Below are 15,192 nucleotides of genomic sequence, written 5' to 3' on the forward strand. Positions count from 1 at the left end.
ACCCCGCCCTAGCGGTCTAGAACTTGAACCCCGAACTTCCCCCTCCCCATACGAAGTCCGGGGTTTTTTTTGCCTGAAAATTGCCTGCGCGGCGACCATGCTGCGTTAAAAAGCGGCGGGAAATGCTCATTTAGGCCCCTAAACTCCGCTTTCCCGCCGCTTTTTACCTTGTCTGATCACCGCGCAGACAATTTGAAACTCTTTCTCAGGCCTCGGTTTCGGCGCCTTTGTCGGCCAGTTCCATCCAGCCTGCCAGCACGGTGTAGGCCTCTTCCAGGCCCATGCGCTTGGGGGCCGAGAACAGTTGGATGGTGACCGCTTCGCCCCAGCCCTTGCGGATCTGCGACTGCACCTTGAGCAGGGTGTTCTTGGCTGCGCCATAGGTCAGTTTGTCGGCCTTGGTCAGCAGGATGTGCATCGGCATGCCGCTGGCGACCGCCCAGTCCAGCATCAACAGGTCGAAGTCGGTCATGGGATGACGGATATCCATCATCAGGATCAAGCCCTTAAGGCTCTCGCGGCTGCCCAGGTAAGCTTCCAAGTGGCGCTGCCAGTGCTGCTTCAGCGGGATCGGTACTTTGGCGTAACCATAGCCCGGCAGGTCGACCAGACGGCGATCGTCGTCTAGTTTGAAGAAGTTCAACAACTGCGTGCGACCCGGGGTTTTCGAGGTGCGTGCCAGGCTGGCGTGGGTCAGGGTGTTCAGGGCGCTGGATTTACCGGCGTTGGAGCGCCCGGCAAAGGCCACTTCAAAGCCGTCATCGTCAGGACATTGATCGACTTTGGCGGCGCTGAGCATGAACGTAGCCTGTTGGCACAGACCGAGGATGGGGTTCTTGAGTTGCATGGGATTTCCGATAGGGGCGATGCCGAGAGTGGACGCGGCGAGCGGTGTCGTTTCCGTTTCAGTAACGCCAGTATATAATGCCGCAGATTTTGTGTGCGCTTTGTCCCAGCGTAGGATGAAGTTCACGAGAGCGATAAACCTTGAATGCGCATTAGAACGCAGCACGCTCTCAACCCTGAAAAGGTCGTTTTATGACGAAATGGCTGCTAGCTGCCGGTGTCTTGATGCCGCTTTACAGCGCTCAGGCTACACAGGATCCGGAAGCTGTGTACAACCGTGTTTGTGGGGCTTGTCATTCCGGCCAACTACCCACGGCGCCCCGCAAGGGCGACCAGGAAGCTTGGGCGCCGAGGTTGGCGCAAGGTATGGAGACGCTGGTGCAACACGTGACCCAGGGTTTCAAGGCGATGCCGCCGCGTGGTTTGTGCATGGACTGCAGTGCCGAGGATTACCGAGCCATCATCCATTGGATGAGCGAGTGATTCCGGTCCATAACTCTTAACCCTTAGCCGTAGTTGGATTAGCTGATGAACAAATTACTCGTGAGTCTGCTGTTGACCTTGGGCATCACAGGTGTCGCCCATGCCGCAGGCGACGCTGCTGCCGGTCAGGCGAAAACCGCAGTATGTGGCGCTTGCCACGGCCCTGATGGGAACAGCATGGCGCCAAACTTTCCCAAGCTGGCGGGTCAGGGGGAAAAGTACCTGGAGAAGCAGCTGCACGACATCAAGTCCGGCAAGCGGCAAGTGCTGGAAATGACCGGTATGCTGACCAATCTGAACGATCAGGACCTGGCTGACATCGCCGCCTATTTCGCCAGCCAGAAAGGCAGCGTCGGCGCCGCCGATCCTAAAGTCGTGGCCCGTGGTGAAGAACTCTTCCGGGGCGGCAAGCTGGATCAAGGCATGCCTGCCTGCACCGGCTGCCATGCGCCAAATGGCGCTGGTAACGCAGCGGCCGGCTTCCCTCACCTGGGTGGGCAGCACGCACAATATGTGGCCAAGCAGCTGACCGACTTCCGCGAAGGCAACCGCACCAATGACGGCGATACCATGGTCATGCGCAGTATCGCCGCCAAGTTGAGCAACAAAGACATCGAGGCGGTGTCCAGCTATATTCAGGGCCTGCACTAAGGCCTGCTCGATCAAGTTGCCGAGGGTGTTGAGCCGCGGCAACGTTAATGATCGATTAATCTGACGGTGCAAGCATAAAGGGTGGCTCAGGCCGCCCTTTTTTATGGCGTCTGCCGCTACACTAGCGAACTCAAGCCCGCCATGATCTGTCTGAATTCAGGTCGCGCGAGGCGCCAAAATTGTCCAGGAGTAAAGCATGCGTAATCTGATTCTCAGCGCCGCTCTCGTCACCGCCAGCCTGTTTGGCGTGACCGCTCAAGCCGCCGAGCCGCTTGAAGCCGGTAAAACATATGTCGAGTTGAGCAGCGCCGTTCCGGTTGCCGTGCCTGGCAAGATCGAGGTGGTAGAGCTGTTCTGGTATGGCTGCCCGCACTGCTACGCCTTTGAGCCGACCATCAATCCCTGGGTTGAAAAACTCCCTAGCGATGTCAACTTTGTGCGTATCCCGGCGATGTTCGGCGGTATCTGGAACGTTCATGGCCAACTGTTCATCACCCTGGAAGCCATGGGCGTCGAGCACAAGGTTCACAAGGCCGTGTTCGAAGCCATCCATAGCGGCAAGAAACTCGCCACTCCAGAGGAGATGGCCGAATTCCTGGTAGCCGAAGGCGTCGACAAGGACAAGTTCCTGAGCACCTACAACTCCTTCGCCGTCAAAGGCAAGGTCGAAGACGCCAAGAAGAAGGCTCAGGCCTACCAGATCACTGGCGTACCGACCATGGTGGTCAACGGCAAGTACCGTTTCGACCTGGGCTCCGCCGGTGGTCCTGAAGGTGCGCTGAGCGTCGCCGACCAGTTGATTGCCAAAGAGCGCGCAGCCAAGTAAGCGCCGCCGCCATGCCGCGCTGGGGCTCTGAACGCATCGTTGGCCTGCATGATCCGCAGGTAAACGAGCACCATTTGGCGTCGACCGGGCTGCCGGCGGACAGTCGCCTGCGTTTGCTCAGTTTCAATATTCAGGTCGGTATCAGCACCGAGCGTTATCGCCATTACCTGACCCGTGGCTGGCAGCACCTGTTGCCCCATAACGGACGTGCGGACAACCTGCAGAAGATCGGCAATCTGCTGGGGGACTTCGATCTGGTAGCCCTGCAGGAAGTCGATGGTGGCAGCCTGCGTTCAGGCTACGTCAATCAGGTGGAGCACCTGGCCCAACTGGGTGCCTTCCCTTACTGGTACCAACAGCTCAATCGCAACCTGGGACGCTTGGCTCAGCACAGCAACGGTGTGCTCAGTCGCTTGCGCCCCTGGGCCATCGAAGACCATCCACTGCCCGGCCCCAAGGGGCGCGGCGCGATCCTTGTGCGATTTGGCGAAGGCCCCGAGGCGCTGGTGGTGGTGATGATGCACCTGGCGCTCGGCGCCCGGGCTCGAACCCGGCAACTGGCGTACATCCGCGAGTTGATTGGTGGCTACAAGCATCAAGTGCTGATGGGAGACATGAACACCCACGCCAGCGATCTGCTGGAGCACTCCCCTTTACGTGACCTCAGCCTGTTGGCGCCGCAACTGCAGGCGACCTTCCCCAGCTGGCGTCCGCAACGCTGCCTGGACCATATCCTCCTCAGCCCCAGCCTGACCCTGGAGCGAGTCGAAGTCCTGGCCCAACCCATATCCGATCACCTGCCGGTCGCGGTAGAGATTCGTCTGCCGGGTTCGCTCACGGCCGATGCATTGCCCGCGTTGAGTCCTGCACCTCGCGGAACCGATGAATGAGCGACGACGCCCAACGCTGGAAAGAGAAATACCTCAAAAGTATCGAGCAGCAGGAAAAGCTTGAGCGCCGATGGGCCGCTCGACTGGACTTGCTACGTCGTGGCCTGGTGCGTAGCACCCTGGCGGCGGAGGGTACCGATCGTGCGGTCGACCAGTGCATGAAGGAGATGCGCGAGGTTGTGCGCACCGACGACATGGATGCCGGGCTTGCAGCGCTGCTGCCCCGTCTGGAAAAAGCCGTGCTGGACTCCGAGCAGCGGCGTGAAACCCGGGTCAACCAGATGAGCAGTGCCTTGACCGCCCTGGTTACCCAATTGCAGTCCCTGCCCCTGCCCCGGGAAGTCAGCCGCCCGTTGAAGGCCTTCGCCAAGCAACTGGATGGCCGGGTCAGTCAGGCGCGAGAGATCCCCTTGCTGCTGGGGGAGCTGAGCAATCTTCAGGGCAAGGCCCTGAGCCAGCTGGAAACTCCCGCCGAACCAGATCGCCCGAGTCTGCTGCAGCGCCTGTTCGGTGCCCGTGACGCCGCCGATGCTCCCCAGGCTGAGGCGGTTACGCCAGCGGCGCCTGCTCCTGTCCCTGCGGTGGACGCTCGTCCCCAGGTTGAAGAGGCTGGCGAAGCGGACGAAGTGGTTCGCGAGCATTATCAGACCCCGGCCACGGATTTGCCGGAAGTCGCTGAGGTCCCTCCGGCACCTGTCGCCGTGACACCGGCCAAGCCCGAGGCAACACCCGCTGCGCAGCCCGTTTCCGAGGCCCCTGCCAAGATTGAGCCCGAAACGGCCAGCGTACCGCCCCCGTCGTCGGTGGTGGCATTCGTGCCACCAGTCCTGGCACAGGAAGCACCCCTTGAGCCAGCGCCCCAGGTCGCGATCGAAGCTCCGGCTCCGGCTGCAGCCGAGGTCGCGCCTCTGGCCTCTGTCGCCGTCGATGCTTTACCGGTAGCGCCTCTGCAGCCGCCGGTAGAAGTAGCCGCCGTACCTCAGAGCGAGCCCGGTCCGCTCAACCCCGATGAGCTGTTACCGCTTCCCGCGGTTTCCCCGGCAGTGCTGCTCGACAGCCTGCCCTTGCCGCCGGTCATGGCCGAGGCCTTGGCGGCCATCGATCCAGAGCAATCCGAGCACGATGTGCTCTACGCCCTGCCGGACTCTCCTGAGCCCTCCTACAGCTCGGTGGCCAAGCATATCGAACACACCCTGCTGGGACTGCTCGATGACCTGAGTCTGCCGGAACGTCATCGGCCTCAGGCCGAAGCCATGCGTGATCGTCTGCAACATGGCCTGAACTGGTACGAGTTGCTGCCAATCCTCGATGATCTGGCGGTGCTGATGCTGGCAATCACCGATTCGGGCCAGCATGAGTTCGAGACGTACCTCAAACAGCTCAACGAGCGCCTCGAGGCTTTCCAGAGCAATCTGCAGGCGGCCAGTGATGGCCACGCCGACAGCAGCTCGGCGGCACGGGCCATGGACACCCAGATCCGTGAGCAGGTCGATGGCCTGCAGAGCAGCGTGCAGGAGGCGGCAGACCTGGATGACCTCAAGCAGGTACTGGAAAGCCATCTGGAAGGCCTGCTGGGCACCATGGATCACCACCAGAAGCAGCGCGATGAGCGTGAGAAGGAAGTGGCGGCCCGTCTGCAAAGCCTGGCAGAGCGGGTTTCGAGCATGGAGCAGGAGGCCCAGGGCTACCGTGAGCACCTGGAGGAACAGCGGCAAAAGGCTCTGATCGATCCGCTGACCGGGTTGCCCAACCGCGCCGCCTGGACCGAGCGTCTGGAGCACGAGGTCGGTCAATGGCGGCAACATGGCAACAGCCTGCTGCTGGCCATGCTCGACCTCGATCACTTCAAGCGGATCAACGACAACTACGGTCATCTGGCCGGTGACAAGGTGTTGAAGATCATCGCCAATGTGTTGCGCAAGCGCCTGCGTGGCAGCGACTTTATCGCGCGTTTCGGCGGCGAGGAGTTTGTCCTGCTGATGCCCAATACCTCGTTGCCAGCGGGCGCGCGGATAGTGGAAGCGCTGCGAGCGGCGGTCGAGGCGTGTCCGTTCCACTTCAAGGGCGAGCCAGTGACCATTACCGTGTCCGTCGGACTGAGTGCCTTCAAGTCCGGTGATCGCAGCGATCTGGTGATCAAAAGAGCCGATCAGGCGTTGTACCGGGCCAAGGATGCGGGTCGCAACCGGGTAGAGGCAGGCTGAGACGCTTGCCGATTCCTGTCTGAAACCTCGGTTTTGCCCATGGCGTTGGGAGCAGTACGTTACACTGTTGCATTCTTTTCTTCAGCGTACTGCCCTTTGCCATGAAACTTCTTGCTCTTGCTTTTTCGCTCCTGGTCCTCGCCGGTTGTGCCAGCGGTCCGCGTATTGACACCAGCCACCCTTCGGTCAATTACGACCAGCGCGCCCAGTTCATCATCGTTCATTACACCTCGGCATCCCTGGAACGCTCCCTGGCCCTGCTGACCCACGGTCAGGTCAGCAGTCATTACCTGATCGGCGACGACAAGTCCGCCACGATCTACAAACTGGTGGACGAGCAATACCGCGCCTGGCACGCCGGCGAGAGCCAGTGGCAGGGCCGGACCTGGCTCAACTCCAGCTCCATCGGCATTGAAATCGTCAACCCGGGCTTTCGTGATGGCCCCAACGGACGGCTCTGGTATCCCTACAGCGAAGCGCAGATCCAGAACCTGATCGTGCTGCTCAAGGACATCAGCAAGCGCAACAACATCTCCCCGCGTCACATCATTGGCCACAGCGACATCGCGCCATCGCGCAAGCTCGATCCGGGCCCGCTGTTCCCCTGGAAGCGCCTGGCTGACGCCGGACTCGGCCTGTGGCCAAACGCTCAGGCAGTGGCCCGCCAGCAGGCATTTTTTGCCGCTAACCTGCCGAGCATCAGCTGGTTCCAGCAACAGTTGGCGGTCCTGGGCTATGCCACGCCGCAGACTGGCGAACTGGATGTGGCCACCCGCCACGTGCTGGCGGCTTTCCAGATGCACTATCGCCCGGGCCGATTCGACGGCACCCCGGACGCCGAAAGCGCAGCCATCCTGCAGGTGCTCAACCAGACAAAATAATGACGCCGCCGGACGGTTCGGGCCGATTGCTCAATCAGTTGCTATAACTCATTGGTAATCCTTCGGATCTTTCATGATGCCGGTTGCTCGCCAGACCCTGCGTACCTGGTTCCATCGCCCCTGGTTGCTGGCGACGCTGGCGGCTGTGCTGAGCGCGGCGGTGTTGTTGCTGGGCAGTGCCGGAGTGGCCATGCATCAGGTCCAGCAGCGAGAAAGCCAACAGATGAACGCCCAGGGCCAGCGTTTTCTGGAGCGTCTGGAGCAACTGTTCGGGCAACTGCGTGAAGGCCTGGATGTGCTGGAGGCCCAGCCGCTGCGCGAGTGCAACGCCGAGCTGATCGCAGCCCTGCAGCAGGTCAGCTACAGCTATCGCTTCATTTATGAAGCGGCCTACATGGATGCCACCCAGACGTGCTCAAACTGGCCGCGGCAGAATCTCCTGCCCTCGCCCAGGGCTCCGGATATCCGCGGGCCGACCTACAGCTACTGGCTCAACACCTCGACCCAACCCAATGAAAACCTCGCTGCTCTGATGCTGGGGCGGGGCAATTTTCGCGTGGCCACCTCCCGTGGGCACTTGACCGATGTGGTGGACTTGCCGGCCGGTGGCAGCCTGATGGTGGTGGTCGAGCATGGCTCCCGGGCGATTCCGGTACTGGGTCAGGCCCGTTCCTGGCCGCCGGTGGAGCCCTGGCGCGCCAGTCGCGAGGGGCCGCTGCAGGTCACCCCGGACCTGCTGATCTATCGCATGCCGACCCAGAATCCCGAGTACCAGTTGGTGCTGATCACGCCCCGGGCCAGCCTGCAGGCGGAAGTACTCGATGGCTGGTGGTGGTTGTTACCGTTCAGTCTGTTGCTGGCGCTGTTTATCGGCGGGCTGGTGTATCAGTTGGCGCGGCAGCGCCAGTCGTTGGGAGCAGAGCTGCAAGGGGCGCTGCGACGCGGTGAGCTGCAGGTGCTGTACCAGCCGATCTTCGACCTCAACAGCAGGCTCTGTGTAGGGGCCGAAGCGTTACTGCGCTGGCGGCGTCCGGACGGCACCCTGACCAGTCCCGATCTGTTCATTCCGCTGGCGGAAAACACCGGGCAGATCCGCCAGATCACCGACTTCGTCCTGCAGCGTCTGCTGGAGCAACTGGGGCACGTATTGCGAGCCAATCCCCAGCTGTATATCTCGGTCAACCTGGCGGCCTGTGATGTCATGGTGCCGCGCATCGGTCAGGTCATGGCGCGGCTTCTGGCCTTGCACAAGGTGGCGGCGCGACAGATCGCCTTCGAGGTCACCGAGCGTGGCCTGATCGACGTGGTGGTGGCGCGCAACAACCTGCAGGCCTTGCGGGATGTCGGGCATCAGGTGCTGATCGATGACTTCGGCACCGGCTACTGCAGCCTGGCCTATCTGCAAAGCCTGCCAGTGGATTGCCTGAAGATCGACAAGGCCTTTATCGACGCCCTGGGTCACGATGCTGCCAGCAGTGGCGTGGCGCCCCACATCATTCGCATGGCCCACGCCTTGAATCTCACGGTGATCGCTGAGGGCATCGAATTCGAGGACCAGGCTTCGCTGCTCAGCAGCGAGGGGGTGAGCTTCGGTCAGGGTTGGCTGTTCGCCCATGCCCTGAGTGCCTTGCAGTTTACCGAGCTGATTACCCGAGGCCGGCGTCTGGTGCCCCGGCGCCTGGATGATGAAGCCTGAAGCCCTAGAGCGGCAGGGCCAGATAGAACTGGGTGCCCTGCCCCGGCCTTGAGTAGACGCCCATGCGTCCACCGTGGAGCTGGACGATTTCCTTGCACAGGGCCAGTCCGAGCCCGGCGCCGCCTTTCTTGCGTCCGACCTGAACGAAGGGTTCGAAGATCCGACCCTGCTGACCGTAAGCGATGCCCTCGCCATTGTCCTCGACGCTGACAATCACCCGTTCGCCATGGCGCCTGGCCTGCAGGCGGATCTGGCCGCCACTGGCGGTATGGCGCAGGGCGTTGTCGATCAGATTGTCCAGGACCCGTTCCAGTTGCGGACGGTCGGCGTGCAGGCGCGGCAGTGGCGCCTGGATCTCCAGCAGCAGGCTGATGTCCTGCCGCTGCGCCTGTTCGTTGAAGCGGCCCTGGGCCTGCTCCAGCAACTCTTCCAGGGGACAGGGCGCGAGAGTGAGTTTCTGCAGGCCATTCTGATAGCGGGAAAAATTCAGCAGGTCGTTGATCAGTTGCATCAGCCGCTGCATTTCTTCGTTGACTGTATTGAGCAGGTCGGTTTCCCGGGACTCTTCGGCAAAGTGCAGGCGTTCCTGAAGCAGGCCGAAGGCCATGTGCATGCCGGTGACCGGGGTTCGCAGTTCGTGGGAGGCGCGCAATACGAACTCGCTGCGCACCCGCTCGAATGCCCGCTGTTCGGTGACGTCATGAAGCACCATCACCGCGCCGAGAATATGGCCCTGGGTGTGGCTCACCGGGGTCAGGCTGTAGGTCAGCAGGCGCGATTCGCCATCGACCTCGATATCCAGGTCTTCCGGGGCCCGCTCCAGGTTGCCGCCACGCAGAACCAGCTGCAGCTGTTCATCCAGCTCCGGGCGTTGCAGGGCGCTGCCCAGGCCCTGGCCGAGGCGCTCCTGGTCCCAGCCCAACTGCCGTTGGGCCACGGGGTTGAGGTGCTCCAGGCGGCCTTGGCGGTCGATCATCAACAAGCCGTCGTCGATGCTGTCGAGCACCGCCTGCAAGCGCTGCTGGCCGGCCAGCAGTTCGTCGACATTGGTGGCCTGATGCTGGCGCAGGGCTTCGGCCATGATGCCGAAGCGGCGGGTCAGCAGGTTCATTTCCGCGGCGGCCGAGATCGGCAGGGTGACGTCGAAATTGCCTTGGCCGATCTTGTCCGCGGCCTTGGCCAGGGCTTCGATCGGTCCGCCAAAGCGCCGGGCAATGGCGTGGGCGGTGATGAAGCCGATGATCAGCACTGCCAGGCCGACCAGGCCCAGCAAGCCGGCTACCAGCAAGGCACGGTCCCGGGCCTGGCGTTCCACCTGGCTGATGTTGTCCAGGGCCCGCTTGTGTTCGTTGATCAGGCCGTTGCGCAAGGTATTGAAACGCTCGGTCAGCGCCTCGTTGTTGTTCAGGCTCGCGGCAGTGTTGCTGTGTTCGAAGGCCTGGTAGAAGCTCAGGTAGTCGCTGCGGGCCTGCTTGAAACCACCCACGGACGGGTTCTGCTGTTCGTGGGCGATGCCCTGGTCGAGGAGGTCCAGGTAGTGCTGCCGCGAGGCTTCCAGGGCTGCGGAGTCGGGCTTGTTGCTGAGCATGATGATCAACTGATCACCCAGGGTCTGGCGCAGCTTGAGCCCCAGATCCAGGGTGATGAAGTTGTTGCGGATCAACGATTCCTGGGTACTGGCCATCTGCATCACGCTGACCAGCCCGAGCACCAGCCCCAGCAGGGCCACGGTGATCAGGGCCGAGATGCTCAGAAACAGCCGGGTCCGCAGTTTCATCGCTAACTTCATAGGGTGATGCTCACAGGTTGTACTGTTTGCGCTTGCGGTACAGGGTCGAAGCGTCGATGCCCAGGGTCTTGGCCGCTTGGTCCAGGGTGTCGCTGGTGGCCAGGACGGCGCCGATATGGGCTTTTTCCAGTTCGTCCAGGCTCAGCGCGGCACCGATTCGCGGGGCGTTGTTGGTGGGCTGTTCGGCCATGCCCAGATGGCTGATTTCAACCCGTTCCTGGGGACAGATGATGCTTGCCCGTTCCACCACGTTGCGCAGTTCGCGGATGTTGCCCGGCCAGCGGTAATTGAGCAGGGCTTCCCGGGCGTCGTCGCTGAAGCCTCGGGCCGGTCGCGAATACTCTTTGACGAAGCGTGCAAGAAAGCGGTCGGCCAAAGTCAGGATGTCTTCGCTGCGTTCGCGCAAGGGCGGCAAGTGCAGGGTGATCACGTTCAGGCGGTACAGCAGGTCTTCACGGAAGCGCCCGTCGCGCACCATGTCCTCGAGATTGAGGTTGGTGGCGGCGAGGATGCGCACGTCGGCCCGGCGAGTCACCGGGTCGCCGACGCGCTCGTACTCCTTGTCCTGGATAAAACGCAGCAGCTTGGGCTGCAGGGTCAGGGGGAAGTCGCCGATCTCGTCGAGGAACAGGGTGCCGCCATCGGCCTGGTTGACCCGGCCCAGGGTACTTTCGCTGGCCCCGGTAAAAGCGCCGCGGCTGTGGCCGAAAAGTTCGCTTTCCATCAGCTCGGCGGTCAGCGATGGGCAGTTGATGGTCACGCAGGACTTCTTCGCCCGTTTGCTCCAGCCGTGGATGGCCCGGGCCAGTTCGCCCTTGCCGGTACCCGACTCGCCGAGGATCAGGATATTGGCATCGGTGCTGGCCACCTGGCGGGCGGTTTCCAGTACCACTTTCATCGCCGGACTGTGGGAGTCCAGGCCGTCCTTGGGTTTGCGCACTTCGCCTTCCAGGGCTTCCAGGCGCGCCGAGAGCTGGCGCACTTCCAGTTGCTTGGCGGTAGCCAGGCGCAGTTGGTCGGGGCTGCAGGGTTTGACCAGGTAGTCGGCGGCACCGGCCTGGATTGCGTCCACCGCCGTGTCCACGGCGGAGTGGGCAGTGACGATCACCACCCGCATCCAGGGCGCTTGAGTACGCATCTGGGCCAGCACATCAAGGCCGTTGTCTTCCCCCAGGCGCAGGTCAAGGAAACACAGGTCGAACACCTGGCGTTGCAACAGCGTATCCGCCTGGGCCGCGCTGTTGGCGGTGGCCACGGTATAGCCCTCGTCTTCCAGGCAGTAGCGGAAGGTGCGGAGGATGGCGGATTCGTCATCCACCAGCAGGATGCGGCCTTGATTCTCCGGCGCTGACTCCATTTCCCAGGCTCCTTTAATGAATGATCTTATTTAGTCCCAGAAAAATCGGGCAAGTTGCAAGGTTGATTCTGATCCATTCCACGGCCTGAAGGTTAGATATCTCCGCCGGAAATGGCTAACAGACTGAAATCCCTAATATTTTGCCAAGGCTAGTCCCTGGGTGGGTCTGTATCAGGCTGTCCGCGGCTCGGCAAAGTTCCCCCTCTGATCAAAAAGCCATGGACCCGGAACGGTCTGATCGTGCATTTCGCACGGTTGGCCGGTGGGGATCGTGCAGGATGCGTGTGAGTGAGCGTCTTTGAATTGCTTTAAGTCATTGATTTTATTGAATTATTTATATGATTAAAAGCTGGCATGCAGACTGCAATATCCCTCTCATCGTGAAGCGCAAGTCAGGGCTTCCATAACAACATCACCACCAGTGTGGGAGGAGTTTCAGGATGAATCGCCAAGGTCTTGCCCAATTGCGTATCGCGCCACTGCATCTCCAGCAAGGCCTGTTCGCCAGCCTGGCGTTACTGGTCACCTTGATCGCCGGACAGCAGTTCCAGCGTTGGCAGGATAGCCAGGCACCCGCCCCGCGCGTGCCGGCTCATCACTTCACCCAGACCCATTTCAGTTCGGTGAGCAGTCAGCTCAACGATGCAACGCCAGTGCAACTGATGGCCGTCGACCAGGCACAACCGGTGCTTGAGGCTCCGCGTCAGGAGCGCTGGGTGTTCTAGGCACCAAGGTCTGGGCCGCATTCGGCGGCGCACGACCGGCTTCATAGGCAGCACCCCTGAGCACTATTAATAGAAGAGTAAGGAGAATCATCATGCTGAGCTGGGCAATCACATTCCTGATCATTGCCATTGTCGCTGCGGTCCTGGGCTTCGGTGGTATCGCGGGCACCGCCACGGGTATCGCCAAGATTCTCTTTGTCGTGTTCCTGGTGATGTTCATCGCTTCGTTCTTCTTTGGCCGTCGTGGTCGAGGCTGACCATGAGTCTTTCGTTGAAAACATTGGCTGCCACGCTGCTGCTGGGCGTCAGCGCCCTGGCGTCGGCGGCCAATGATGGCCAGGCACGTACCAACCAACTGCTGGGTTCGGACCCGCAGTTTCGTGACACCTGGCAGGGGGTTGTGCACAAGGAAGAGCGCTTGCCTGAATGGGTGATGAACCTGTCGGGCGATGCTCAGCAACAGATGAACGCAGTGACTGAAGACGGCGATCAGTACCTGGTTGGACCGCTCTGCGAGACTGCGCAGAGTTGTCAGAACCAGCGCCTGATCGTGGCCTTCAGCTTCGACAAGAAGCATGCCTACGCGATGTTGGTGGAGGTGCCTGCGGGCTTGCCTGCGGACAAGTCACCGACCCGTCACGCGAGCTACCGCTTTCTCGGCAAACCCGATGAAGGAATGCGGGCATTGCTTCAGGAGCAGTTGCGCAAAGACCCGAACTGGTACTGAGCGCGCATTGCCGATTTTGCATAACAGCTAGAAGAAAGGGCCGCCCTGGCTCTTTCGACTGTTGCACCACCCGAGGAGGGTGAGTGCATGACCAAGGGGGCGGGACGTTCTGATCCACCGATGATCGGAGTGACCTAGGGGTACAGGGAGTGCCTCCGCAAGGGCCGGGTCAGGAAAGAGCAGCGGCGTAAGCTCCCAGGTCGAGCATCGACTTGACGAGCTTGCGGCGTGCTTGAAGAGCAAAGTCTTGTCCTAGAGCCATCGGTCCGTCTTTTTCGTGATTCCCCAAGGAAAAAATCTTCCTTTGACTCCAGTCAAACGTTTCCTGGTGTTTCTCTGCGACCGTATATCGAGAAACTTTGCGTCAATTGCGCAACCTTTCCGAACACCCGAATCAGAGTAATCCTAAACTTTTTCAGACCTTTTCCTGACCCTTCCGACAAGCCTGCACGCCGCCTGAAATGGCCGTTTCACGGTATTTCTGCCTGCCGAAATGTCGTATTCGAACCGGTTGGGACGCTCGTTTAGTTTGTAAAAACTCATGCCGATTCGGCATAGGGTAGGCGTTTACGGCATTAGACGCGCCCCCCTAGCATCGGAATAGTTGCGCCTTTTTTCGCCCGCAGAGAGCCGTAAATGCTCGTTCGGGATGACCTTATACGGGGGCCGATGCACAAACTTTTCCGCCATTGAGCGTTCCAGTTCGCGCATCAGCCCGAGTCCAACTGAAGTAAGGGTAATGATATGAAGAAGGCAAAATTAAGCCTCGCCTGGCAGATCCTCATCGGTCTGGTCCTGGGGATTGCAATTGGCGCGCTGCTCAATCATTTCAGTGCTGAAAAGGCCTGGTGGGTCAGCAACGTTCTGCAACCTGCAGGCGATATCTTTATCCGCTTGATCAAGATGATCGTGATCCCGATCGTCATCTCCTCGCTGATCGTCGGCATTGCCGGTGTCGGCGACGCCAAGAAACTTGGCCGCATCGGTCTGAAGACCATCATCTACTTCGAAATCGTCACCACCATCGCCATCGTCGTGGGTCTGCTGCTGGCCAACCTGTTCCATCCGGGCGCGGGCATCGACATGAGCACCCTGGGTACCGTGGACATTTCCAAGTACCAGGCCACCGCCGCCGAAGTGCAGCATGAACATGCGTTCATCGAGACCATTCTCAACCTGATTCCATCGAACATCTTCGCGGCCATGGCCCGTGGCGAGATGCTGCCGATCATCTTCTTCTCGGTGCTGTTCGGTCTGGGCTTGTCGAGCCTGCAGTCCGATCTGCGCGAGCCGCTGGTGAAGATGTTCCAGGGCGTCTCGGAAAGCATGTTCAAAGTCACCCACATGATCATGAACTACGCGCCGATTGGTGTGTTTGCCCTGATCTCGGTGACCGTCGCCAACTTCGGTTTCGCCTCCCTGCTGCCGTTGGCCAAGCTGGTGATCCTGGTGTACGTGGCCATCGCCTTCTTCGCCTTCGTGATCCTCGGCCTGATCGCCCGCCTGTTCGGCTTCTCGGTGCTCAAGCTGATGCGCATCTTCAAGGATGAACTGGTGCTGGCCTACTCCACCGCCAGCTCGGAAACCGTGCTGCCGCGGGTGATCGAGAAGATGGAAGCCTACGGCGCGCCGAAAGCCATCTGCAGCTTCGTGGTGCCCACCGGCTACTCCTTCAACCTGGACGGCTCGACCCTGTACCAGTCCATCGCGGCGATCTTCATTGCCCAGCTGTACGGCATCGACCTGTCCATCAGCCAGCAATTGCTGTTGGTGCTGACCCTGATGGTCACCTCCAAAGGCATTGCCGGAGTTCCGGGCGTGTCCTTCGTGGTGCTGCTGGCCACCCTGGGCAGCGTGGGCATTCCGCTGGAAGGCCTGGCCTTCATCGCCGGTGTCGACCGTGTGATGGACATGGCGCGCACCGCCTTGAACGTTATCGGCAACGCCCTGGCAGTCCTGGTCATCGCCCGTTGGGAAGGCATGTACGACGATGCCAAGGGCCAGCGCTACTGGAATTCCCTGCCGCACTGGCGCAGCAAAGAGAAGCTGCCGGCAGGCGAAGCGTCCAAAGGCTAAGCGCCTCGGTGTAGGAACTGGCTTGCCGACGCAGAGGCCCT

General features: G+C 61.0%; 14 protein-coding genes. 11 read left to right on the forward strand and 3 right to left on the reverse strand.

What is annotated here, in order from left to right:
- Positions 1-205: 205 nt before the first annotated feature.
- A complete protein-coding gene (gene yihA / locus PFZ56_RS06315) occupies positions 206-847 on the reverse strand; it encodes a ribosome biogenesis GTP-binding protein YihA/YsxC (protein ID WP_060836883.1) in 642 nt (213 codons plus the stop codon).
- A gap of 191 nt (positions 848-1,038) precedes the next feature.
- On the opposite strand from yihA, the gene PFZ56_RS06320 reads away from it, so the two are divergent.
- The 7 genes from PFZ56_RS06320 to PFZ56_RS06350 all read left to right on the forward strand — a co-directional run bounded on the left by PFZ56_RS06320 (position 1,039) and on the right by PFZ56_RS06350 (position 8,477).
- A complete protein-coding gene (locus PFZ56_RS06320; protein ID WP_016963939.1) occupies positions 1,039-1,329 on the forward strand; it encodes a cytochrome c5 family protein in 291 nt (96 codons plus the stop codon).
- 45 nt (positions 1,330-1,374) lie between these two features.
- Positions 1,375-1,980: a cytochrome c gene (locus PFZ56_RS06325; protein WP_102862496.1), complete on the forward strand. Its 606-nt coding sequence runs from the start codon at positions 1,375-1,377 to the stop codon at positions 1,978-1,980.
- Positions 1,981-2,176: 196 nt separating this feature from the next.
- Complete coding sequence (locus PFZ56_RS06330) at positions 2,177-2,806, forward strand: thiol:disulfide interchange protein DsbA/DsbL (protein WP_102862497.1); 630 nt, start codon at positions 2,177-2,179, stop codon at positions 2,804-2,806.
- A gap of 11 nt (positions 2,807-2,817) precedes the next feature.
- Entirely contained in the window at positions 2,818-3,696 is an 879-nt protein-coding gene (locus PFZ56_RS06335) for an endonuclease/exonuclease/phosphatase family protein (RefSeq protein ID WP_102862498.1), read from the forward strand.
- On the forward strand, positions 3,693-5,900 hold the full coding sequence (locus PFZ56_RS06340; RefSeq protein WP_170001350.1) for a GGDEF domain-containing protein: 2,208 nt from the start codon (positions 3,693-3,695) through the stop codon (positions 5,898-5,900). The genes PFZ56_RS06335 and PFZ56_RS06340 overlap by 4 nt, the downstream gene beginning before the upstream one ends.
- A gap of 101 nt (positions 5,901-6,001) precedes the next feature.
- A complete protein-coding gene (locus PFZ56_RS06345) occupies positions 6,002-6,781 on the forward strand; it encodes an N-acetylmuramoyl-L-alanine amidase (protein WP_110594116.1) in 780 nt (259 codons plus the stop codon).
- Between the two features lie 76 nt (positions 6,782-6,857).
- Positions 6,858-8,477 carry an EAL domain-containing protein gene (locus PFZ56_RS06350; protein ID WP_110652544.1) on the forward strand — a complete coding sequence of 540 codons (1,620 nt, stop codon included), beginning with the start codon at positions 6,858-6,860 and terminating at the stop codon, positions 8,475-8,477.
- A gap of 4 nt (positions 8,478-8,481) precedes the next feature.
- On the opposite strand, the gene PFZ56_RS06355 is transcribed toward PFZ56_RS06350, so the two are convergent.
- Together PFZ56_RS06355 and algB are read right to left on the reverse strand one after the other, a co-directional pair.
- Complete coding sequence (locus PFZ56_RS06355; RefSeq protein WP_102881451.1) at positions 8,482-10,266, reverse strand: KinB sensor domain-containing domain; 1,785 nt, start codon at positions 10,264-10,266, stop codon at positions 8,482-8,484.
- Positions 10,267-10,276: 10 nt separating this feature from the next.
- Positions 10,277-11,623, reverse strand: coding sequence for a sigma-54-dependent response regulator transcription factor AlgB (gene algB / locus PFZ56_RS06360; protein WP_102881452.1), 1,347 nt, complete (start codon positions 11,621-11,623; stop codon positions 10,277-10,279).
- Positions 11,624-12,063: 440 nt separating this feature from the next.
- Here algB and PFZ56_RS06365 point away from each other — a divergent pair, with 440 nt between their 5' ends.
- From PFZ56_RS06365 to gltP, 4 genes are all read left to right on the forward strand, one after another.
- Entirely contained in the window at positions 12,064-12,348 is a 285-nt protein-coding gene (locus tag PFZ56_RS06365; RefSeq protein ID WP_110594114.1) for a hypothetical protein, read from the forward strand.
- A gap of 92 nt (positions 12,349-12,440) precedes the next feature.
- Positions 12,441-12,605 carry a DUF1328 domain-containing protein gene (locus tag PFZ56_RS06370; protein ID WP_003170804.1) on the forward strand — a complete coding sequence of 55 codons (165 nt, stop codon included), beginning with the start codon at positions 12,441-12,443 and terminating at the stop codon, positions 12,603-12,605.
- 2 nt (positions 12,606-12,607) lie between these two features.
- On the forward strand, positions 12,608-13,075 hold the full coding sequence (locus tag PFZ56_RS06375; RefSeq protein ID WP_102862504.1) for an inhibitor of vertebrate lysozyme family protein: 468 nt from the start codon (positions 12,608-12,610) through the stop codon (positions 13,073-13,075).
- 744 nt (positions 13,076-13,819) lie between these two features.
- Positions 13,820-15,151 (forward strand): glutamate/aspartate:proton symporter GltP, encoded by a 1,332-nt coding sequence (gene gltP / locus PFZ56_RS06380; RefSeq protein ID WP_102862505.1) that lies wholly within the window; start codon positions 13,820-13,822, stop codon positions 15,149-15,151.
- The last annotated feature ends 41 nt before the right edge of the window (positions 15,152-15,192 follow it).

The organism is Pseudomonas danubii (assembly GCF_042980055.1).
GTDB lineage: Bacteria > Pseudomonadota > Gammaproteobacteria > Pseudomonadales > Pseudomonadaceae > Aquipseudomonas > Aquipseudomonas danubii.

Coding starts and splice junctions, on each gene's coding strand:
- algB (WP_102881452.1), bottom strand. CDS start 11,623: ATGGAGTCAGCGCCGGAGAATCAAGGCCGCATCCTGCTGGTGGATGAC.
- gltP (WP_102862505.1), top strand. CDS start 13,820: ATGAAGAAGGCAAAATTAAGCCTCGCCTGGCAGATCCTCATCGGTCTG.
- PFZ56_RS06330 (WP_102862497.1), top strand. CDS start 2,177: ATGCGTAATCTGATTCTCAGCGCCGCTCTCGTCACCGCCAGCCTGTTT.
- PFZ56_RS06320 (WP_016963939.1), top strand. CDS start 1,039: ATGACGAAATGGCTGCTAGCTGCCGGTGTCTTGATGCCGCTTTACAGC.
- PFZ56_RS06370 (WP_003170804.1), top strand. CDS start 12,441: ATGCTGAGCTGGGCAATCACATTCCTGATCATTGCCATTGTCGCTGCG.
- PFZ56_RS06355 (WP_102881451.1), bottom strand. CDS start 10,266: ATGAAGTTAGCGATGAAACTGCGGACCCGGCTGTTTCTGAGCATCTCG.
- PFZ56_RS06335 (WP_102862498.1), top strand. CDS start 2,818: ATGCCGCGCTGGGGCTCTGAACGCATCGTTGGCCTGCATGATCCGCAG.
- PFZ56_RS06345 (WP_110594116.1), top strand. CDS start 6,002: ATGAAACTTCTTGCTCTTGCTTTTTCGCTCCTGGTCCTCGCCGGTTGT.
- PFZ56_RS06365 (WP_110594114.1), top strand. CDS start 12,064: ATGAATCGCCAAGGTCTTGCCCAATTGCGTATCGCGCCACTGCATCTC.
- PFZ56_RS06375 (WP_102862504.1), top strand. CDS start 12,608: ATGAGTCTTTCGTTGAAAACATTGGCTGCCACGCTGCTGCTGGGCGTC.
- PFZ56_RS06325 (WP_102862496.1), top strand. CDS start 1,375: ATGAACAAATTACTCGTGAGTCTGCTGTTGACCTTGGGCATCACAGGT.
- PFZ56_RS06340 (WP_170001350.1), top strand. CDS start 3,693: ATGAGCGACGACGCCCAACGCTGGAAAGAGAAATACCTCAAAAGTATC.
- yihA (WP_060836883.1), bottom strand. CDS start 847: ATGCAACTCAAGAACCCCATCCTCGGTCTGTGCCAACAGGCTACGTTC.
- PFZ56_RS06350 (WP_110652544.1), top strand. CDS start 6,858: ATGCCGGTTGCTCGCCAGACCCTGCGTACCTGGTTCCATCGCCCCTGG.